Genomic DNA, 20,920 nt, shown 5'->3' on the forward strand with positions numbered 1-20,920 from the left:
GGTCGTCGGGTTCAGGATGCCTGCGTCGCGAGCTTCAGCGCATGCACGATGCAGCGCCTCGCCAGTTCGACCTTGAAGCCGTTCTCGCTTTGCGGCTTCGCATCGGCGAGGGCGGCGTCGGCGGCGCGCCGGAAGGCGGCTTCGTCGGGCGCGGCGTTCAGCAGTTCGTTCTCGGCGTCGCGCGATCGCCACGGCTTCGTCGCGACACCGCCGAGTCCGACACGCACGTGCTGGATGCGTCCATCCTTCACGCCGGCGACGATCGCCGCTGAAGCAAGCGCGAACTCATACGAAGCGCGGTCGCGCAACTTGAGGTACACGGAGCGCGCGCCCTCGACGGGCGGCGGCAGCGTCACATGCGTGATGAGATCGCCGGCTTCGAGCACGTGTTCGCGATCCGGCGTCGTGCCGGGCAACAGATAGAAATCGTCGAAGGCGATGGCGCGCTTGCCGCTCGTGCCTTCGACGTGAATGGTCGCTTCGAGCGCCGCGAGCGCGACGTTCATGTCCGAGGGATTGCTCGCGATGCACGATTCGCTCGTGCCGAGTATCGCCATCATGCGGTTCGCGCCGCCGATGGCCGAGCAGCCCGTGCCGGGCTCGCGCTTGTTGCACGCCGACGCGGTATCGCGGAAATAGACGCAGCGCGTGCGCTGGAGCAGATTGCCGCCGGTCGTCGCCATGTTGCGCAGCTGCACGGACGCGCCCGACAGCAGCGCCTGCGACAGCACCGGGTAACGCTCGCGAATCAGCGCATGATGCGCGACATCCGAGTTGCGCGATGTCGCGCCGATGCGCACGCCGCCGTCGTCCGTCCCTTCGATCGCATCGAGCGGCAGGCGCCTGATATCGACGACGCGCACGGGCCGTTCGACGTTGAGCTTCATCAGATCGACGAGCGTCGTGCCGCCCGCGAGGAAGCGCACTTCGGCGCCTTGCTGGGCGGTATGCGCGGAAGCGCCCGCCTTGATTGCATCGGGCAGATCGCGTGCGCGGGAAAGCTGAAACATGTCCATGTCGCGCTCCGGTCAGTCTTGCTTGCCGCGCACGGACTGAATCGCCGTGACGATGTTCTGATACGCGCCGCAGCGGCACAGATTGCCGCTCATCGCTTCGCGCACGTCGTCGTCGCTCGCGCCGATGGGTTCGTCGAGCAGCGCGACGGCGGACATCAGTTGCCCGGCGGTGCAGTAGCCGCACTGGAAACCATCGCATTCGACGAATGCCGCCTGCAACGGATGCAGCGCGTCCGGTTCGCCGATGCCTTCGATCGTCGTGATCTCGTCGCCATCGTGCGCGGCGGCCAGGCACAGGCACGCGTTGACGCGCCGTCCGTTCACATGGACGGTGCACGCGCCGCATTGCCCGTGATCGCAGCCTTTCTTCGTGCCGGTGAGATGGACGTGCTCGCGCAGCGCATCGAGCAGCGTCGTGCGCGGATCGAGCGAGAGCGTATGACGCTGGCCGTTGATGGTCAGCGTGATGTCGGCGTTGGAATCGCTCGTCCGGGCAGCGGGCGGCGCGAGCACTTCTGCGGCGGCATGTCCGTTGCCGTTCGCTGCGTGCGTTTGTGCGGCGAGCCGGCTGTTGGTCGGTATATCGGCGCGCGCGGGGTTCGATTGGGGGACGGGGTGTTGCATCGGGCAATCTCCTTGAATGGCGCATCCCGCAGCGAAAGAGCGTGCGGATGCGGCGGGGCATAGAGAGGCGAAGATGCGCTGAGGCTGTGGAGCGACAAAGCGTGCGCAGCCGCTTCCAGTGAAAGAAAGAGAAAGCATGCGCGGGAACCGGCGGACGAAGCGTTGCCGGGATGACACTCAGCCAGTATAGGCAGACGCCGCCGATCTTTCACAGAACGCAACGGAGGCCGCACGGAGCGTGCCTGCATGGTAGCGTTGACGCCTTGCCTATTTCTGCATGCTGACAATGAACGCAAGCCTTTCTGTCGCCGATGCCATCGCTTCACGCCGTTCGATTCGTGCCTTTCTCGCCGATCCGGTCGACCGCGCGACGCTCGAAGCCATTCTGGAGAATGCGTGCCGCGCGCCGTCGGGCAGCAACATCCAGCCGTGGAAGGTCTACGTGCTGACGGGCGATGCCAAGGAAGCGCTGTCGCGTGCGATTCTCGCCGTCTTCAACGATCCCGACGCCGACCGCAAGCACGAGGAGGAATTCGCGTACTACCCGCGCACGTGGACGTCGCCTTACATCGAGAGAAGACGCGCGCTCGGCGTCGGGCTTTATACGCTGCTTGGCATCACGCGCGACGACAAGCGCGGCATGCATGCGCAGATGGGCCGCAATTTCGAGTTCTTCGGCGCGCCCGTGGGCATCATCTTCACCACCCATCGCACGATGGAGCGCGGTTCATGGCTCGACTACGGCATGTTCATTCAGAACGTCATGCTGATGGCGCGTTCCTTTGGACTCGATACGTGTCCGCAGGCGGCGTTCAATCGCTATCACCGGATCATCGCGGAGCAGTTGAAGCTGCCGGAAAACGAGACGGTCGTGTGCGGCATGAGCCTCGGATACGCGGACTGGTCGCAGCCGGAGAACCGTCTCTCGAGCGAGCGCGAGCCGTTGGAGAACGTGGTGCGCTTTCTCGGCGCTTGAGTGTCAGAGCGCCATCAACGCGCGCGCAACCAGCGAGAGAATGCCGACGCCGATAGCCGTAAAGACGGCGAGCGCGAGCAGGACCAGTACGAGGCGCAAGAGCATTCGCATCGCGTTCGCTCAAAAAAATGGCCGCTTGCGCGGCCGGAAGGAGGGTGGGTCGGTCAGCTTCGAGACTACGGGGCTTTTCTTAATCGGGGCTTAAGCGTGGTTGACGTGATGCCTCGCTATGCGAGCGGCGGCTACCACACGTACAGCGAGTTGAAAGCGAGACGCTAGTGCAAGCCTGCCGCGCTAACGCAGCTCCAGGCACATCGGCTGATGATCCGACGACTGACTTTTCTGATCGACCTCGCATCTTGCGATGCGCGGCTTGAGATCCTCGGTGACGAAGATGAAGTCGCACGCGAACGGACCATCTTGCCACTGCTCGTGATCGTATAGGCCGACGGTCGCGGCGCGCGGCTCGTCGGGATGCGCGCAGGTCCAGGCATCGACGAAGGCGGGCGCATCGGCGATAGGTTCCAGCATCGCGCGATACGCCGAGCCTTCGAACGCGCTGTTGAAGTCGCCGCAGATGATCGCTGACATGGGGCGAGCGGTATCCGCGAACGGGCTCGCCTGCTTCTCCGGCTTGGACGGCCGGCGCGCATGCTCGCACGCCTCGCGATGCAGCTCGCGCAGCCGCGCAGCTTGCGCAAGACGCTGCGCTTCCGAATAGAACTCCAGATGCGTGCTGATGATGCGCATCGGGCCGACGTCCGTTTCGATGACCGCTTCGAGCGCGATCCGCAGCATCGACGGCTTCGGAGGTTCGGCGGGCCACGGAAGCGAATGGCGCGATACCTGGCGCACCGGCAGACGGCTGACGATCGCGTTGCCGAACTGCCGCCGCGCGATGCCTGCGCCAAGCGGCGGCAGATCCGAGCCTATCCCGTCGACGACGGTCGCGCCCGGCATCAGTTGCGCCAGTTCCGCGAACTGATCGGCGCTCGGGCGGCCTGCGAGCCCGCCGGCTTCTTCGCCCTCATGGAAGCCGCGTGTCACTTCCTGCAGGCAGAGCACGTCGAAGTCGCCGAACGCCTTCGCTTCGCTGACGATGCGCGTCAGATCGACGCGGCCATCCACGCCGCGTCCCCATTGCATGTTCCAGTCGACGAGTCGCATAGCCGTGTTCCTCGAGTTCAATCGTGAAGGACATCTGGATTCCGAAACTCAGTATTTCTGACTGTCTCGTAAAAGTGGGGCCTACAATCGGCGATACCCGAAACACGTCATATCGGCATCATGAAAACGAATACAAAACTCTGGTTGAGCGGGATTTATTTGACGTCTCTACTTATGTCGTCAACCACTACTGCCCATGCGCAGCAGACGCAACCTGCACCGCAGCAAAATCGGGCGGCGTCGCTCACGCGCGAGCAGCAGGCGAGCCTCGACAAGCTGGATCAGGATATCGCGGAAGCGGCTACCGCGATCGTGAGAATGATCGATCAGAACAAGGCGGGGGAAGTGTGGGACGGCTCGTCCGCTGTTGCGAAGAAGATCATCTCTCGCGAGGACTTCGTGAACAAGGTCACGCGCGACCGGGCCGCGCTAGGCACGCCGGGCATGCGCATGCCGCTGGGCGTCAAGCATCTTCAGTTCGACGGCACGGGCAACATGCCCGCCGGCTCGTTCATGAACGTGGCCTTCGATACCCAGTTCAGCCAGGCGCGTCAGTCGTCGCGCGAAAGCGTGACGTTCATGCTCGATCCTGACAGGCGGTGGCGGTTCGTCGGCTATTCGGTGCGGTAAGACCGGGAGTGGCCGGGCGGCTTCACATATTCGTGTACGAGGCACACCAGCCGCGCGCGGCAACATGCTTATCCCCGAACAGGGTGCATCCGCCCCAGGCATCGGTGGATTTGCCCTGAAAGAGCGAGCAGTTCGCGCAGTTTTGATCCGCCGCGAAATTCGAATACTTCACCTTGTCGACCTTCGCGGCATCTTCCTTGTAGCCGACGGCCATCGCCGCCGGATCGGCTTCGGCCAGATGCGGCGCATCCGCGTGCGCCCGGGCGAGCCACAGCGACGCGCCCGCGCCTATCGTCATCACCATGAAACTGCGGCGGGAAGGGTTCATATCGGGGAAATGATCCGGTTGTCGTTTTCGTGACGCTAGCGGAACGATACGCCTCCCCGCGCTTCGATGCATGCATGGCCAGCAGCCCTTGCGTCCTTTTTGTCCGCCCATCTGTTTTGTTTATCGGCAATCTTCGCCGCCGATGCGCAGGCCTCGCCCGCAAAGCCGCCACAGGCCAGCGTGCGATCACTCCGGGCGTATCCGTTCATACGCCGCCTCATGGTTTACGCGCAGTACCGCGCCTTCGATGCTCCCCTTATCGTCGCTTTCAGTTTTCGCAACGAACCGGGCCGCGTGCAGCCGACGAGCGCCTGATCGCCCGGACCTCACGGAGCACCTCAATATGGCCCGCATCATCGGTGGCATTGCCGCCTCGCACACGCCCACCATTGGTTTCGCGTTCGACAAGAACAAACGCGACGATCCCGTCTGGGCGCCGATCTTCAAGAACTTTGCGCCGCTCGCGGACTGGATCGAAGCGAATCGCCCCGACGTCATCGTGACCATCTACAACGATCACGTCACGTCGTTCTTCTTCGATCACTACTCGGCGTTTTCACTCGGCGTCGGTCCTGAGTGGCGCGTGGCCGACGAAGGCGGCGGCGCGCGCGATCTTCCGCCGATCAAAGGGCATCCCGCGCTCGCCGCGCACATCGGCAATTCGCTGATGACCGACGAGTTCGACATGTCGTTCTTCCAGAACAAGCCGCTCGATCACGGCTGTTTCTCGCCGCTGTCGATGCTGTGCCCGCACAGGCCCGAGTGGCCCGTCAAGATCGTGCCGCTGCAGATGGGCGTGCTGCAACTGCCGGTGCCGAGCGCGCGACGTTTCTACAAGCTCGGAAAGGCGCTGCGCCGCGCGATCGAAAGCTATCCAGAGGACATCAAGGTCGCCATTCTCGCGACGGGCGGTCTTTCGCATCAGGTGCACGGCGAGCGCGCCGGTTTCAACAACGCCGAATGGGACGCGCGTTTTCTCGATCTCTTCGAGCGCGATCCCGAGCAACTCGCGGACATGACGCTGGCCGAATATGCGGCGCTCGGCGGCTACGAAGGCGCGGAAGTGATCATGTGGCTGACGATGCGCGGCGCGTTGTCGTCGAATGTCGTGTGCAGGCATCGCAGCTACTACCTGCCTTCGATGGCCGGCATCGCGACCGCCATCTACGAAGGCGAGGACAGCGAGACGAAGCCCGCGATCATCGAGCGGCATCGCCAGCGCATGGCGGAACAACTGACCGATGTCGAGAAGCTCGACGGCACGTATCCGTTCAGCATCGAGACGGCGGTGCGTGCGTACCGCATCAACGACTATCTGCATCGCATGATCGAGCCTGCGCATCGTGAAGCGTTTAAACAGGATCCCGAAGCAACGTTCGAGGCGGCGGGCCTGAGCGAAGAAGAGCGCGACATGATCCGCCGCCGCGACTGGCGCGCGATGCTGCATTACGGCGTGATCTTCTTCATGCTCGAGAAGCTCGGCGCGGTGACGGGCGTATCGAACCTGCACATCTACGCTGCAATGCGCGGCGAATCGCTCGAAGAATTCCAGCGAACTCGCAACGCACCCGGCGCGCTGTATTCGGTCGCGGGCAAAAGCGCGGACAAGCTCGAGTGGGACAAGGCGGAGAAGGGCAAGGAATAAATAACACCTACAGGGACGGAGACACACATGACTAGCGGTAGAACCATCGACATCAAGAGCTTCATCGACGAGCGGCCAATCTCCGCCTACCAGTGGCTGCTGGTGGCGCTGTGCTTTCTCGTCGTCACCGCGGACGGCATGGACGTAGCCATCATGGGCTTCGTTGCGCCGTCGATCATCGCGGACTGGCATATCTCGCGGCCCGCGTTCGGCCTCGTGATGAGCGCGGCGCCTATCGGTCTCGTGATCGGCGCGCTGACGGCCGGGCCGGCATCGGATCGAATCGGCCGCAAAGGCGTGTTGATCGCATCGGTATTCCTGTTCGGCGTGTTCACCATCGCCACCGCGTTCACCACGTCGCCTACGAGCATGGCGATACTGCGCGTGCTGACCGGCATCGGCCTCGGCGCGGCCATGCCGAACACGACGACGCTGCTCTCCGAATACGCGCCGCAACGCAAGCGCGCGCTGCTGATCACCATCATGTTCACGGGCTTCAACCTCGGCTCCGCGTTGATCGGCTTCGTCGCGGGATGGCTGATTCCGGTGCATGGCTGGCGTTCGGTGCTGATCTTCGGCGGCGCCTTGCCGCTCGCGCTGATCCCGCTGCAAATCTGGCTGTTGCCCGAGTCCGCCCGGCTGCTTGCGGTGCGCGGCGCGACTCAGGAGCGAATCGGTAAGGTGCTCGGCCGTGTATGCGGCGCGCGCTTCAAGGGCGACGAGACCTTCGTCTCGAACGAGCCGGCGCTGCCGACGAAGAAGCCTATCGGCGTGCTGTTCTCACACGGCTATGGCGTGCTGACCGCCGCGTTGTGGATCACCTATTTCATGGGCCTGCTCGTGATCTATCTGCTGACCGGCTGGCTGCCGACGCTGATGAAGGACGCGGGCCTGACGGTGACGGCAGCGGCCAACATCACGGCGATGTTCCAGATTGGCGGCACCATCGGCGCGATCATCGTCGGCTGGATCATGGACCGCGTGCGGCCCGCGCCGGTCATCAGCGCAGCATATCTCGGCGGAGCGGTGTGCGTGCTGGGGCTGGCGTGGATCGGCGCGTTGTCGTCGTCGCTCGCGGTGCTCGTCTTTGCCGCTGGGTTCTGCATGAGCGGCGCGCAGACGGGACTCAACGCATTTGCACCGAACCGCTATCCGACGGTCGCGCGTGCCACCGGAGTAAGTTGGATGCTCGGCATGGGCCGCTTCGGCAGCATCTTCGGTTCGGCCTTCGGTGGCGCGCTGCTCGGTCTCGGCTGGCAGTTCGGCGCAATTCTCGCGATGCTCGCCGTTCCCGCGACGCTCGCCGCGATCGCCATTCTTGTTGCGCAGCGGGGCCGCGCGGAAGAACCCGCGCCCCAAACGACCGCTGCACATTAGTACGGAGTCAGGATGATCATCGACATACACGGCCATTACACGACCGCGCCGAAGGCGCTGGAGGCGTGGCGCAACCGGCAGATCGCCGGCATCAGGAACCCTTCGGAGATGCCGCGCGTATCGGAACTGAGTATCAGCGACGACGAACTGCGCGAGACCATCGAAAGCAATCAGTTGCGGCTGATGCGCGAGCGCGGCCTCGATCTGACCATCTTCAGCCCGCGTGCGAGCTTCATGGCGCATCACATCGGCGACTTCGAAGTATCGAGCACGTGGGCCGCGATCTGCAACGAGCTGTGCTATCGCGTGAGCGAGTTGTTTCCCGACCACTTCGTTCCGGCGGCGATGCTGCCGCAAAGCCCGGGCGTCGACGCGTCCACGTGCATTCCCGAACTCGTGAAGTGCGTGGAGCAATACGGCAATGTCGCAATCAACCTGAACCCGGACCCGTCGGGCGGACACTGGACGAGCCCGCCGCTTTCGGACCGCTACTGGTATCCGGTCTACGAGAAGATGGTCGAGTACGACATCCCCGCGATGGTCCACGTGAGCACCAGTTGCAATGCGTGTTTTCATACGACGGGCGCGCATTACCTGAATGCCGACACGACCGCGTTCATGCAGTGCCTGACATCGGACCTGTTCCGCGATTTTCCGACGCTGCGCTTCGTCATTCCGCATGGCGGCGGCGCGGTGCCGTATCACTGGGGACGTTTCCGCGGCCTCGCGCAAGAGTTGAAAAAGCCCCTGTTGAAGGATCATTTGCTCAATAACGTGTTCTTCGATACGTGTGTCTATCATCAGCCCGGCATCGATCTGCTCACGCGCGTGATCCCGGTCGACAACATCCTGTTCGCGAGCGAGATGATCGGAGCGGTGCGAGGCATCGATCCGGAAACGGGCCATTATTTCGACGATACCAGGCGTTATATCGAAGCTGCATCGATGCAGCCCGAAGCACGCCACAAGATTTACGAAGGCAACGCGCGCCGTGTGTATCCGCGGCTCGATGCGGCGCTCAAGGCAAAGGGACGATGAACATGTACGAACTTGGAGTGGTGTATCGCAACATCAATCGCGCCGACGGCGACGCGGCGACGAAGCTCGGCACGCTCGGCTCGGCGACGGTACACGAAGCGATGGGCCGCGTCGGCCTGATGAAGACCTACATGCGGCCCATCTATCCGGGCGCGCAGGCCAGCGGCACAGCGGTGACGGTCCTGCTGCAACCGGGCGACAACTGGATGCTGCATGTTGCCGCTGAACAGATTCAGCCGGGCGATATCGTCGTGGCCGCGTGCACGACCGACAACACCGATGGCTTCTTCGGCGACCTGCTCGCGACGAGCTTCAAGGCGCGTGGTGCAAGGGCGCTGATCATCGACGGCGGCGTGCGCGACGTGCGCGTGCTCACGGAGATGAACTTCCCCGTGTGGAGCCGGGCGATCTCTTCGAAGGGCACGGTGAAAGCCACGCTCGGCTCGGTCAACATTCCAGTGGTCTGCGCGGGTGCGCCGGTCGCGCCCGGCGATGTCATCGTCGCGGACGATGACGGGGTCGTCGTGGTGCCGTCCGCATCGGCGCAAAACGTGCTGCAAAAAGCCGTCGCTCGCGAGGCGCTCGAGGAGGAGAAGCGCGCGAAGCTAGCGAGCGGGGTGCTCGGCCTCGACATGTACAGCATGCGTGAGCCGCTGGAGCGCGCGGGCCTGCGTTACATCGACTGAAGCGGGCGTGTGCGATGAACGAGACACAAATGCCCATCACGGTCATATCGTCGATGGCCACGCGCCAGATCCTCATCGATCTCGCCGATGCGTACACGCGCAGCTTCGGACAGCCTGTCACGGTCGAATCGGTCGGGGGCGTGGAAGCGGCGCGTCGTGTGGAGGAGGGAGAGGCCTTCGATATCGTCGTGCTCGCGGCCAATGCGATCAGTCGTCTCGTCGCAGCGGGACGCGTCGACGCGGCGAACCGTGCCGGCATCGCGCGATCGGGCATTGCGGTGGCTGTTGCGGCGGGGGCGGCGCGTCCGTCGATCGACAGCGAAGCCGCCGTGCGCAACGCGGTGTTGAGCGCACGCAGCATCGGCTATTCGACCGGACCCAGCGGCGCGCATCTGATGCGTCTCTTCGAACGATGGGACATTGCAGAGACGATTCAACCGCGTATCGTGCAGGCGCCGCCGGGTATCGGCGTCGGTGCGTTGATCGCGCGTGGCGACGTCGAGCTGGGCTTTCAGCAAACGAGCGAACTGATCGGCGTCGATGGCGTCGACGTGATCGGTTCATTGCCCGATGCGATTCAAACGATGACGGTCTTCGAAGGCGCGTTATGCGAAAACGCGCGAGCCGGAGAGGCCGCGCGTTCCTTGCTCGAGTTCATGCGCCATGCCGATGCGGATTCCGCGAAGCATCGTTACGGCATGGAAGCGGTCCGCTAGAGAGTCAGGCTTCCTGCAACCTGAACGTCTCGACTGCCGTACGCAACGCCGCCGCCTGATCTTCCAGCGATTGCGCCGCCGCCGCCGCTTCTTCCACCAGCGCCGCGTTCTGCTGCGTGACTTCATCCATCTGCGTGACGGCGCGCGCAACCTGGTCGATGCCGCTGCTCTGTTCTTCCGATGCCGCCGCGATCTCGCCCATGATGTCCGTCACACGCTGCACCGCGCCGCTGATTTCGGTCATTGTGCGGCCCGCTTCATCGACGAGCGCGCTGCCCGACTGCACGCGTTCCACCGATGTGTCGATCAGTTCCTTGATTTCCTTCGCCGCCGCCGACGAGCGTTGCGCGAGCGAGCGCACTTCGCCCGCGACGACTGCGAAGCCGCGTCCTTCCTCGCCGGCACGCGCCGCTTCGACCGCGGCATTCAGCGCGAGAATGTTGGTCTGAAACGCGATTCCTTCGATGATCGTGATGATGTCCGCGATCTTCGCCGAGCTTTGGTTGATCTCGCCCATCGTCGTCACCACTTGCGACACGACATGGCTGCCCTTGCCCGCAATCTCCGATGCGTTCGCCGCGAGCGCGCTTGCCTGCCGTGCGTTGTCGGCGTTCTGCTTCACGGTGCCCGTGAGCTGGTCCATGCTTGACGCCGTTTGCTGCAACGCCGACGCCTGCTCTTCGGTGCGCGATGACAGATCGATGTTGCCCGCCGCGATCTGCTTCGTCGCGGATGCAATCGATTCGCTTCCCGAACGAACCGAACGAACGGTTTCGATGAGGCTCGACTGCATCGTCGAAAGGCCGCGCAGCAGTTGGCCCATTTCGTCATTCGAGGTCACGGTCACGTGGCGGCGCAAGTCGCCCGATGCGATCGCGGTGAACTGCGTGAGCGCGGCATCGAGCGGACGTGCGATCCGTCGACGGAGCGAGACCCACGAATAGATGGCCGCCGCGACGCCGATCAAGATTGCAGCGATGCTCGCGATGCGGAACGTGTCGTACTGCGCCTGTCCCGCAGCGAAGGCGCTTTGTGCCTGTTCGAATTGCAGCTTGCGCAGCGTAGCGCCCGTCTTGGCCAGTTCGTTGAACCCGGCCTGCATGGCGCTCGCATCCGCGACGATCTTTTCCTGATCCTTCGCGCGGACGTCCGCGTATCCCTGATCCAGGAGCTTGTACATATTGTTGCGCTGGGCGTTGAACTGGTCAGCGAGCGCTTTCTCATCCGCTTCCTGTGGCGCCGCGGCGTAGGTCGTCCAGGCATCGTCGGAGGTCTTGCGCATCAGCGAGCCGCGTGCAATGGCGTCTTCCGCTGCGCTCGTGCCCACATTGAGCGCGGCGCGGTCGAAGCACAGACGCTCGCGCGCCACGAACATCTCCGCGTTGCCCAACGAAACCGCGCTCGGCATCTGATTCGTGAAGAGCTCGTGCGTCAGCGCATTGGACCGCGTCATACCGATCAGCCCGACCATACCAATCGCAATCAGAAGCGCGCTCAGCAGCGACATGGCCAACGCCAGCCGGCCCTTGATAGTCGAAAACATGTCTTCCCCACAGTGGCTGCATCGCGTCGTTCCCGCGCCGGCTGCGATGCGGCGCCGGGCGTGGGCCGAGAAAATCCATCGGATTCCATAGATAACGACGACCGCGCCACGCTCTTTAGTCGAGGAAAACACTTATTTCAGGAAGCGCACGATCGATCGTCATTTCGCGTATTCGTCATGGCGCTTCCACCAGTTGCCGGTTTCATTGCGGCCCTTCGGCGCGCGATCGAGCCATTGATACATGCCCCAAAGCGCATCGAGGCCGCGCGCATAAGCGGAGTACGTGTGATAGAAGACGCCGTCTTCGAACGCGAACGCGCTCATGCCTGGACGATCCCGCGTGAAGCTCGGCGCATCGGTGCCGCAGTCGGCGGCGAATGCCTTGACGGGCTCCGGCGCGTCTTTCATGTCCATTGCGTGTTCGCCGCGTGCGTAGTTGTATTCGATATCACCGGTGCGCTGCTGGGCTTCCGTGAACGATACGTTGAAGTCGTAGTTGAACTCGCCGTCATGCGCGGATGCCCACGGGAACGTCCATTCCATGCGCCGCCTGTAGGCCGCAAGCTTGTCGAGCGGCGCACGCGATACCGCCCAAAGCGCGACATCGTGATGCGCGAGGTGAATCGCGAAGCCATTGAAGCTATCCGCAATCGACGAGCACGACGGGCATCCCGCGCTCCAGTTGGGCCCGAACATGAAGTGATACACGAGCAGTTGCGAACGGCCGCCGAAGAGATCGGCGAGCGTCGCATCGCCTGCTTCGGTGTCGAAGCGATATCGCTTGTCGACACGAACCCACGGCAAGCGTTGCCGTTGCTGTGCGAGTTCATCGCTTCGCCGCGTGAGTTCCTTCTCGGCCTTCAGCAGATCGAGCCGCGCGGCAAGCCAGTCGTCGCGCGTTCCGGTAGTGTGCGTCGTCATGTTTCCCGTCTCCTTGTGCGCCGGTTGAAAGATCGTCGCGATGCATGGTGTTAGATTACTGCGGGGCATCCGGAGCGGGGAGTGACAAGTGTGGCGCGATTCGCATGGACTCGTTGATTACCGCGGCGGCGCGCGCGCTCGCGGCGGGTGATCCGCTCGGCGCGCTGAATCGCGTCGCGTGGCGCAGTGATGCGCCTGCGCTCGCGTTGCGCGGCATCGCGATGGCGCAGCTCGGCGACTTCGCCCGCGCGAAGGCGCTCGTCAAAAGCGCGGCGCGTGCCTTCGGCGCGAAGGAAGCGGTCGGGCGTGCGCGATGCATCGTCGCGGAAGCGGAGATCGCGCTTGCATCGCGCGAGCTTGCGTGGCCCGCGAAGGCGCTGGATCATGCGCGCGCGACCCTCGACGCACACGGCGATCACCTCAACGCGGCCCATGCACGCACGCTCGAGGTGCGGCGCGCGTTGCTCATTGGACGCATCGATGAAGCGGAACGCATGCTTGGCGCGATCGATTCAGCGACGCTGCCGCCTGCATCGCTTGCTGCGCGTGAACTCATGGCGGCGGGCATCGCGATGCGCCGTGTGCGGACGAAAACCGCGCGCATCGCGCTTGCCCGTGCGAGCGATGCCGCACGCGCTGCCGGCATTCCCGCGCTCATCGCGGAAGTCCAAGCCGCGCGGCAGAGCCTCGACGCGCCCGCCGCGCGCATTATCGAGCAGGGTACGGCACGGCTTCTCTCGCTCGATGACGTCGAAGCGTTGTTCGCGTCCCCTGCGCTCGTGATCGATGCCTGCCGCAACGTCGTTCGCGATGCCCATACGCTCGTCTCGCTGACGAGGCGTCCCGTGCTCTTCATGCTGGCGCGCATGCTTGCCGAAGCATGGCCTTGCGATACACCGCGCGATGCGCTCATCGCTCGCGCGTTTCGCATCCGGCGTGCCGACGAGACGCATCGTGCGCGGCTGCGCGTCGAGATGGGCCGCCTGCGCGCGATGTTGCGCCCGCTCGCCGATGTGCACGCCACACGCGATGGCTACACGCTCGCGCCGCGGAATGCACACACGGTTGCGGTGCTAGCGCGCCCGGTCGATGACGATCACGCATCGCTCCTGGCCTGTCTCGCCGATGGTCAGTCGTGGTCCAGCTCCGCGCTTGCGCTCGCGCTCAACGCAAGCCAGCGCACGGTACAGCGCGCGCTCGACGGACTGGCGTCGGCGGGGAAGGTGCAATCGTTCGGGCGCGGACGCGCGCGCCGCTGGATGACGCCGCCGATGCCGGGATTCGCGACGGCCTTGTTACTCCCCGCCGATCTCGCGAGCGGCTAGGATCGACTCATGCATCGACCGGATGCAACGAGCGAGGACAGACACATGAAACATGCGAAAGCAGAAATCATCCGTGAATATGGACCTTTTCCGGATGTCGAGGCGGTGCACGGCCTGACCTACGATGGCCACGCGGTGTGGTTCGCCGCCGGCGACACGCTCAACGCGCTCGATCCGGAAAGCGGCGAACTGCAACGCAAGATCGACGTGCCGGCGCATGCGGGCACCGCGTTCGACGGCGAGCATCTGTACCAGATCGCGGAGGACCGCATACAGAAGATCGATCCACGAACGGGCCGCGTGATCGCGACGATTCCGGCGCCCGGTGGCGGAGCGGACTCGGGTCTCGCGTGGGGCGAGGGCGCGCTGTGGGTCGGGCAGTATCGCGAGCGCCGCATTCATCAGATCGACCCTGAAAGCGGCGAGATATTGCGCACGATCGAATCGAACCGCTTCGTCACGGGCGTGTCGTGGGTCGACGGCGAACTCTGGCACGCCACGTGGGAAGGCGACGAGAGCGAGCTGAGGCGCATCGATGCGCAAACCGGCGACGTCATCGAGCGTCTCGAGATGCCGCAGGGCGTCACCGTATCGGGCCTCGAATCGGACGGTGCGGACCGGTTCTTTTGCGGCGGTGGCCGCACAGGCAAGGTGCGGGCGGTGCGCAAGCCGAAGGCATGAGCACGCTCGCCGACTCAAGACTTTCCGATTTGCGCCGTTAAGGAGCCAGGCGCATCACGTACGGTCACGTCGGAAAGGAACAAAGCGGTGCAGGAAAGAGCGAGCGATTTTCTCGGGACGATTGATGAAACCGTCGCCCGGCGATTTCCCTATGTCGAGTGCATGCGTCGCTTCGATGCGTTTGCGCTGGCGATGCTCGGCGTCGCGCTCGTCGTGGCGATGGCGCCGTTCCTGCCGCTGCCGTGGAACGTGCTGCTCGGCGCGGCCGCGGTTGGCGCGTTGACTGTCATTCATCTGATGTTGCAGTGGCGGCGGCAGATTTTCGTCGCGCGACAGCTTTCCGACGGGCTGCTTTCCATCGCGGAAGACTGTCTGAAACTGCTCGATCTCGAAGGCCGCGTCGTATGCATTTCCGATGTCGGCCGCAAGCTGATCGATGCGGATTGCGCGGACGAAGTCGTCGGCGTCGACTGGATAGCCTTGTGGGACGGCCCCGATGCGCGCAATGCGTTCGAACGTGCGAAGGCGGGCGCATCGACGTCGTTCTCCGGCTCGTGCCGCACGATGACCGGCGCGCTCAAATGGTGGACGTCGAGCTTCGCGCCCGTGTACGGCGAAGCGGGCCGCGTGGTGTCGGTGCTGTGCAAGTCGCGCGACATCACGGCGGAAGTTGCGCTCATCGAAGAACTGCGCGGCAATGCGCGCGTGCAGAAAGACATGGAAGATCATGTCGACGCCGTCTTCTGGACCACGACACACGACTTCCGCGAACTGCTGCATGTCAGTTCCGCGTTCGAACGCATGTGGGAAATGCCGGTGGCCGCGCTCGAAACCGACAAGACCGCGTGGATGCAGCGCGTGCACGCAGACGATCTGCCCGGCCTGCGAAACAAGATGCGCGAAGCGGTGAACACGGGCGCGCCTTCGCAAAGCTATTTCCGTCTTTGTCTGTCCGGCGAGCGCACGCGCTGGGTGCGCGCGGACATCTATCCGGTGAGCGAGGAGGGCGCGGTGTCGCGTGTCGTGAGCGTATGCGTCGACGCCACCGAGGAGCGCATGCGTCTTCAGGAGCTGCATCGGCTCGCGAATACCGACAGCCTCACGGGCCTGCGCAATCGCAACGCGATGACCGATGCGCTGATCGATCGCTGCGCATCCGGCCAGCCGTTCGCGTATCTGTTCATCGATATCGACCGCTTCAAATCCATCAACGATACCGCTGGCCACGATGCGGGCGACGCCGTGCTCAAGGCGATCGCGCGACGTATCGCCGATGCGATGCCGGAAGGCGCGGTCGCGGCGCGTCCCGGTGGCGACGAGTTCACCGTGATCCTGCCTGGCCGCTTCGATCAGCAGCGGATCGAGCGCGCATGCAGGCGGCTTGCGCTCGCATGTCACCGGCCAATCAAGCTGGGTTGCCGCACGGTCACGATGACATGCTCGACCGGCGTGGCGCTCTATCCGGATCATGGCGGCACGCCCGAGGACCTGTTCATCAGCGCGGATATGGCGATGTACGCCGCGAAGCGCGCGGGCCGCAACGCGTTTCGTGTGTTCGGCGAAAGCGAGAAGGGCGATCTCGCGCGCGCGCACCTCGAATCCGAACTGCATGACGCCATACGCGCCAATCAGTTCCTGCTGCATTATCAGCCGCAGTATCGCGTGGATACGGGTGCGCTCGCCGGTGTCGAGGCGCTGCTGCGCTGGAATCATCCGCAGCTTGGGCTGATAGCGCCGGGAGAATTCGTGCCGGTGCTGGAGGAGAGCGGATTGATCGTCGAAGCGGGACACTGGATCATTCGCGAAGCCGTGCAGGCGGCCGCACGCCTCGCCGCAGCGGCGCCCGATGTGCGCTCGGTCGCCGTGAACGTGTCGCCGAAGCAGTTCCGCGATCCGCGTCTCGTGTCGGTGCTGATGCACGCGATGAAGCGAAACGGCGTCGACGCGGACCGCATCACGCTCGAAATTACGGAATCCGCACTAATCGATAACGTCGACGATGCGCAGGACGTGCTCGCGAGAATACGCGAGATGGGCGTGCGTATCGCCATCGACGATTTCGGCACGGGCTATTCGAGCCTCAGTTATCTCGCGCGTTTCCGGCCCGATGTGCTGAAGCTCGACAAGTCGTTCGTCGACAACATCGCCACCGACCCGATGATGCGAACGGTCGTTGAAGGCGTGATCGGTCTTGCGCACAAGCTCGGCGTGACTGTCGTGGCCGAAGGCGTCGAGACGCCGGAGCAGCTCCAGCACCTGAAAGACGCGCGTTGCGACAAGATGCAGGGCTTCCTGCGCGCGCGGCCCGTGGCGCTCGATGCGTTGATCCAAGATGTTGCGTGCGCTGAAATCTCTGCGTGATCGCTCAGTGCGACGGCTCGTAATGCGTGGGCGTCGCCTTGTCGTGGGTGGCGTATTTCTCGATCATCGTCGCACTCGCCCGATTCAATCCCGCGATGTCCACCGCTATGCCATTGCGCCGGAACTTGTGGACGATGCGATCGAGCGCATCGATCGCCGTGATGTCCCAGAAGTGCGCGTGCGACAGGTCGAGCCGCACCGCGCGCACCGGCTCCCTGAAATCGAACTCGCCAACGAACGCTTCCGACGAGGCGAAGAACACCTGCCCGCGCACCACGTAGCGGCGCTCGCTTGCCGTCTCATCCAGGGTCGATTCGACGACCAGCACCTGCCGCACCTTCGACGTGAAGAATAGCGCGCTCAACAACACGCCGACGAACACGCCCATGGCGAGATTGCCCGTCGCGACCACGACGACGACCGTCGCGAGCATCACGGCTGACGAACTTTTCGGATGCGTGCGCAGGTTCGCAATCGAGCGCCAGCTGAACGTGCTGATCGACACCATGATCATTACCGCGACGAGCGCGGCCATCGGAATCTGCCTGACCCACGGCCCCAGAAACACGACGAGCACGAGCAGCAGCGCGCCCGCGATGAAGGTCGACAAGCGCCCGCGCCCACCCGATTTCATGTTGATGACCGTCTGGCCGATCATCGCGCAGCCGGGCATGCCGCCGAGAAAGCCCGCGGCGATGTTCGCGCAGCCCTGGCCGCGGCATTCACGATTCTTGTCGCTGGGCGTATCGGTGTAGTCGTCGACGATGGCGGCCGTCATCAGCGATTCGAGCAGGCCCACCAGCGCGATCGCCACCGAGTACGGGAAGATGATGCGCAGCGTGTCGAACGAGAACGGCACCTGCGGCAGCGCGAAGAACGGCAAGCGGTCCGGGAACGCGCCCATGTCGCCTACGGTGCGCAATTGCAGATGCAGGACCATCGCGATCGCCGTCAATACGATGATGCATACGAGCGGCGACGGTATCGCCTTCGTCACGCGCGGCAGCAGATAGATGATGGCGAGCCCGCCTGCGACCATCGCGTAGACGTACCACGGTGCGTCCTGCAATTGCGGCAGTTGCGCGAGAAAGATCAGGATGGCAAGCGCGTTGACGAAGCCGGTAATGACCGAGCGCGACACGAAGCGCATCAGCGCGCCGAGCCTCAGCACGCCCGCGCCGATTTGCAGCACGCCCGCGAGAATGCCCGCTGCCAGCACGTATTGGACGCCGTGCGCCTTCACCAGCGATGACAGCAGCAGCGCGACCGCGCCCGTCGCCGCCGAGATCATGCCGGGCCGCCCGCCTGCAATGGCGGACACGATTGCAATGACCGACGCGGCATACAGCCCGACTTTCGGATCGACGCCTGCGATGATCGAGAAAGCGAGTGCTTCGGGAATCAGCGCGAGCGCGACGACGATGCCAGCGAGCACGTCGCCGCGAATATTCGAGAACCATTCCTCGCGCAGCGTGTGAGTTTTCATAGGGGTAAGTTCGGTAAAGCGGCCGGTGCGCAAGGGAAAATTTAAGAGAGGCGCGATTTTAACCGATCGGTGCAAACCCTCATGCGAGGCGCGCCTAGCCGCCGCAAACGTTTCCTTTCGATACGCATGCAGCGACATTTCGCTTCCCTGTGCTTTTCGTCAGTCGAATGTGGCGCTTCCAACATAGGGGCGGCTCAATCTTCAGCACAATTCAATCCGTCTAACGAATAGAACAAAACACAGAACGCCCGAAGGCAGCACCATAGCGGCCAAGGGCATACGGGGAAGCCATGCAGCGAGTGAAAGCAATGCGCCCGAGAGGGTACGCAATCGCAGTGTGCATCATCGCATTACCGGCTTTCGTATCCGGCGCATACGCTCAGGATGCCGAAGCACCTTCGGCATCTCATGCGGATGCCGGCAGCCAGGCGCAACCGCTGATCTCGCTGCCGACTACGCCGACGCCGAGCCCCGTCGCGCGCACCGCGCCGTTGCCCGCTGCGAACGGTGCGCCGCTGTCGTCGCGCGGCACGGTGAACGCATCGGAATCGCTGGAAAAGAGCGAAACGCTCGCTGGCACGCCGCGCGCCCGCACCGCCGACATCAACGGCCAGAAGCCGCTCGACGACGCGCTCGGCGGCGTGGTCACGACCGACACGGTCACGCTCGCCGGCCAGGACTTCTATAGCTGGTTTGCACAAGCCTGGACCGCGATTCCGCTTTCCGACCGATACATCGTGTCGGTGCACGAGCGTCCTTCGGCGCGTTACGGCAGTCTGGTCTGGGTGGAGTTCGGTCAGCGCCGCGTGTTTCAGGCGTTCCTGCCAATCGCCCGCGCGAACGTGCGGCCCGTTGCGGAGAACGCGGCGCAAGTCGCCTTCCAGAACGTCATGCAGGCGGACCTGACGCGCCTGCTCTTCCGCGACGCCGACATGGCGACGGACGAACTCTAATCAGAAGCAGCACGGCCAAAACTACGGGGAACACGATGAAAACGAATGCGCTTGTCAGCAGCGCGGTGATCGCCTGCGCGCTCACGTCGACGCTCTTCATGCCGCTTACCGATGCACATGCAACCGCGCTCGTCTACGAGCCGGTGAATCCCAACTTCGGCGGCAATCCGCTCAACGGGCCGAACCTGCTCAATGAAGCGAATGCGCAGAACAAGTACAAGGACCCGTCGCTGTCCGATCTGGGCACGGGCAGCCAGTCCACGCTCGATCAGTTCAACACGCAGCTGCAGCAAGCGATTCTCTCGCGCGTGGCGTCGTCGATCTCCAGTTCCATCGTCGGAGCGGACGGCACGCTGCATCCGGGCACGATCAACACGGGCAACTTTTCGATCGCGATTACCTCGGTGACGGGCGGCAATCTGCAAGTCACGACGACCGACAAGACCACGGGCGCATCGACGACTTTCGTCGTCGGCAACGGCCAGTAACGCGAGCGCATCTGCAATGAACATGAATGCTTTTAAATCCGCGGCGCTTGCGGCCGCCGTCATCGGCGCGATGCTGCTCACCGGCTGCGTTACCGCGCCGATGCCATCGTCCGGCAATGCGACGCTGACGCCGCCGACGCGCGTGACGCGCGATCTCACCCATCTGCCGCCGCCGAAGGGCAGGATCATCGCGGCGGTGTACGGCTTTCGCGATCTGACCGGCCAATACAAGCCATCGCCAGATAGTTCGTTTTCCTCACAAGTCACGCAAGGCGGGGCGTCGTTTCTCGTCAAGGCGATGCGCGATTCCGGCTGGTTCACGCCGGTCGAGCGTGAGAACCTTCAGGACCTGCTGACCGAACGCAAGATCATGCGGGCGCTCGAAACGCCGGACGACAAGAATCGCGCCGGTTCCATTCCGCAGATCGGCGCGCTGGCGCCCGCGAGCATCGTGCTGGAAGGCGGCATCGTCGGATATGACTCGAACATCAGGACGGGCGGCGCGGGCGTCGCGTATCTGGGCATCAGCGCGTCGCAGCAGTATCGCGTGGATCAGGTCACGGTGAACCTGCGGGCGGTGGATATCCGCAACGGCACGATTCTCAACAGCGTATCGACCACGAAGACCATTTATTCCGTTCAGGTCGATACCGGCGTGTACCGCTTCATCGGCTTCAAGGATCTGTTGCAGGCCGAACTCGGCATGACGCGCAACGAGCCGCAGCAACTGTGCGTGAACGAAGCGATCGAATCCGCGCTCGTGCATCTGATCGTGCAGGGCGTCGCGAATCAGAGCTGGTCGCTCAAGGACATGAAGGACTGGTACGACCCGACGATGCAGCGGTATCTGCAGGAGAACCAGGGCTATGTCGCGACGATGGAAGACGTGAATCCGCCTTATAGCCCGGTGAAGGTCGATCCGCCCAAGACGCTCGGCGGTTGAACATGAACAAGGAGAC

20 protein-coding genes are annotated in these 20,920 nt (G+C 63.8%); 13 read left to right on the plus strand and 7 right to left on the minus strand.

Annotated elements, in window-relative coordinates:
• Positions 1 to 11 precede the first annotated feature (11 nt).
• Both LDZ21_RS21395 and LDZ21_RS21400 read right to left on the minus strand, forming a co-directional pair.
• Entirely contained in the window at positions 12 to 1,016 is a 1,005-nt protein-coding gene (locus tag LDZ21_RS21395) for an FAD binding domain-containing protein (protein WP_280519429.1), read from the minus strand.
• Between the two features lie 12 nt (positions 1,017 to 1,028).
• Complete coding sequence (locus tag LDZ21_RS21400) at positions 1,029 to 1,640, minus strand: (2Fe-2S)-binding protein (RefSeq protein WP_081850819.1); 612 nt, start codon at positions 1,638 to 1,640, stop codon at positions 1,029 to 1,031.
• A 277-nt stretch (positions 1,641 to 1,917) separates the two neighbouring features.
• On the opposite strand from LDZ21_RS21400, the gene LDZ21_RS21405 reads away from it, so the two are divergent.
• Positions 1,918 to 2,616, plus strand: a complete 699-nt coding sequence (locus LDZ21_RS21405) for a nitroreductase (RefSeq protein ID WP_244795919.1) — start codon at positions 1,918 to 1,920, stop codon at positions 2,614 to 2,616.
• A 294-nt stretch (positions 2,617 to 2,910) separates the two neighbouring features.
• Here LDZ21_RS21405 and LDZ21_RS21410 read toward each other — a convergent pair whose 3' ends face one another.
• Positions 2,911 to 3,783 carry an endonuclease/exonuclease/phosphatase family protein gene (locus LDZ21_RS21410; RefSeq protein WP_244795920.1) on the minus strand — a complete coding sequence of 291 codons (873 nt, stop codon included), beginning with the start codon at positions 3,781 to 3,783 and terminating at the stop codon, positions 2,911 to 2,913.
• Between the two features lie 174 nt (positions 3,784 to 3,957).
• Between LDZ21_RS21410 and LDZ21_RS21415 the strand changes: the two genes are divergently transcribed.
• Positions 3,958 to 4,413, plus strand: coding sequence for a DUF4019 domain-containing protein (locus tag LDZ21_RS21415; protein ID WP_244795921.1), 456 nt, complete (start codon positions 3,958 to 3,960; stop codon positions 4,411 to 4,413).
• A gap of 22 nt (positions 4,414 to 4,435) precedes the next feature.
• On the opposite strand, the gene LDZ21_RS21420 is transcribed toward LDZ21_RS21415, so the two are convergent.
• Positions 4,436 to 4,741 carry a high-potential iron-sulfur protein gene (locus LDZ21_RS21420; protein ID WP_244795922.1) on the minus strand — a complete coding sequence of 102 codons (306 nt, stop codon included), beginning with the start codon at positions 4,739 to 4,741 and terminating at the stop codon, positions 4,436 to 4,438.
• 343 nt (positions 4,742 to 5,084) lie between these two features.
• Here LDZ21_RS21420 and LDZ21_RS21425 point away from each other — a divergent pair, with 343 nt between their 5' ends.
• From LDZ21_RS21425 to LDZ21_RS21445, 5 genes are read left to right on the plus strand one after another with little or no spacing between them, the layout of a single operon-like run.
• Positions 5,085 to 6,386, plus strand: a complete 1,302-nt coding sequence (locus tag LDZ21_RS21425; RefSeq protein WP_244795923.1) for a gallate dioxygenase — start codon at positions 5,085 to 5,087, stop codon at positions 6,384 to 6,386.
• Positions 6,387 to 6,413: 27 nt separating this feature from the next.
• A complete protein-coding gene (locus tag LDZ21_RS21430; protein ID WP_244795924.1) occupies positions 6,414 to 7,763 on the plus strand; it encodes an MFS transporter in 1,350 nt (449 codons plus the stop codon).
• A 12-nt stretch (positions 7,764 to 7,775) separates the two neighbouring features.
• The gene (locus LDZ21_RS21435) at positions 7,776 to 8,801 is read left to right on the plus strand and encodes an amidohydrolase family protein (protein ID WP_244795925.1); all 1,026 of its coding nucleotides are present in this window, start codon (positions 7,776 to 7,778) and stop codon (positions 8,799 to 8,801) included.
• Between the two features lie 2 nt (positions 8,802 to 8,803).
• The gene (gene ligK, locus LDZ21_RS21440; RefSeq protein ID WP_280519430.1) at positions 8,804 to 9,487 is read left to right on the plus strand and encodes a 4-carboxy-4-hydroxy-2-oxoadipate aldolase/oxaloacetate decarboxylase; all 684 of its coding nucleotides are present in this window, start codon (positions 8,804 to 8,806) and stop codon (positions 9,485 to 9,487) included.
• A gap of 14 nt (positions 9,488 to 9,501) precedes the next feature.
• A complete protein-coding gene (locus LDZ21_RS21445) occupies positions 9,502 to 10,203 on the plus strand; it encodes a substrate-binding domain-containing protein (protein WP_244795927.1) in 702 nt (233 codons plus the stop codon).
• A 4-nt stretch (positions 10,204 to 10,207) separates the two neighbouring features.
• On the opposite strand, the gene LDZ21_RS21450 is transcribed toward LDZ21_RS21445, so the two are convergent.
• Both LDZ21_RS21450 and LDZ21_RS21455 read right to left on the minus strand, forming a co-directional pair.
• Positions 10,208 to 11,746: a methyl-accepting chemotaxis protein gene (locus LDZ21_RS21450; protein WP_244795928.1), complete on the minus strand. Its 1,539-nt coding sequence runs from the start codon at positions 11,744 to 11,746 to the stop codon at positions 10,208 to 10,210.
• Positions 11,747 to 11,905: 159 nt separating this feature from the next.
• Positions 11,906 to 12,667, minus strand: a complete 762-nt coding sequence (locus LDZ21_RS21455; protein ID WP_244795929.1) for a DUF899 domain-containing protein — start codon at positions 12,665 to 12,667, stop codon at positions 11,906 to 11,908.
• 104 nt (positions 12,668 to 12,771) lie between these two features.
• On the opposite strand from LDZ21_RS21455, the gene LDZ21_RS21460 reads away from it, so the two are divergent.
• The 3 genes from LDZ21_RS21460 (at position 12,772) to LDZ21_RS21470 (ending at position 17,034) form a co-directional block, all read left to right on the plus strand.
• Positions 12,772 to 13,992: a helix-turn-helix domain-containing protein gene (locus tag LDZ21_RS21460; RefSeq protein ID WP_244795930.1), complete on the plus strand. Its 1,221-nt coding sequence runs from the start codon at positions 12,772 to 12,774 to the stop codon at positions 13,990 to 13,992.
• 45 nt (positions 13,993 to 14,037) lie between these two features.
• Positions 14,038 to 14,673, plus strand: coding sequence for a Vgb family protein (locus LDZ21_RS21465; RefSeq protein ID WP_244795931.1), 636 nt, complete (start codon positions 14,038 to 14,040; stop codon positions 14,671 to 14,673).
• Between the two features lie 87 nt (positions 14,674 to 14,760).
• Positions 14,761 to 17,034 (plus strand): EAL domain-containing protein, encoded by a 2,274-nt coding sequence (locus LDZ21_RS21470; RefSeq protein ID WP_244795932.1) that lies wholly within the window; start codon positions 14,761 to 14,763, stop codon positions 17,032 to 17,034.
• A gap of 4 nt (positions 17,035 to 17,038) precedes the next feature.
• On the opposite strand, the gene LDZ21_RS21475 is transcribed toward LDZ21_RS21470, so the two are convergent.
• Positions 17,039 to 18,520 (minus strand): SulP family inorganic anion transporter, encoded by a 1,482-nt coding sequence (locus LDZ21_RS21475; protein WP_244795933.1) that lies wholly within the window; start codon positions 18,518 to 18,520, stop codon positions 17,039 to 17,041.
• 290 nt (positions 18,521 to 18,810) lie between these two features.
• Here LDZ21_RS21475 and LDZ21_RS21480 point away from each other — a divergent pair, with 290 nt between their 5' ends.
• From LDZ21_RS21480 to LDZ21_RS21490, 3 genes are read left to right on the plus strand one after another with little or no spacing between them, the layout of a single operon-like run.
• Positions 18,811 to 19,473 carry a CsgE family curli-type amyloid fiber assembly protein gene (locus tag LDZ21_RS21480; RefSeq protein ID WP_244795934.1) on the plus strand — a complete coding sequence of 221 codons (663 nt, stop codon included), beginning with the start codon at positions 18,811 to 18,813 and terminating at the stop codon, positions 19,471 to 19,473.
• A gap of 35 nt (positions 19,474 to 19,508) precedes the next feature.
• Positions 19,509 to 19,961 carry a curli assembly protein CsgF gene (locus LDZ21_RS21485; protein ID WP_244795935.1) on the plus strand — a complete coding sequence of 151 codons (453 nt, stop codon included), beginning with the start codon at positions 19,509 to 19,511 and terminating at the stop codon, positions 19,959 to 19,961.
• Between the two features lie 22 nt (positions 19,962 to 19,983).
• Entirely contained in the window at positions 19,984 to 20,904 is a 921-nt protein-coding gene (locus tag LDZ21_RS21490; RefSeq protein WP_244795936.1) for a CsgG/HfaB family protein, read from the plus strand.
• Positions 20,905 to 20,920: the final 16 nt, after the last annotated feature.

It is taken from the genome of Caballeronia grimmiae, assembly GCF_022879615.1.
Lineage (GTDB): Bacteria > Pseudomonadota > Gammaproteobacteria > Burkholderiales > Burkholderiaceae > Caballeronia > Caballeronia grimmiae.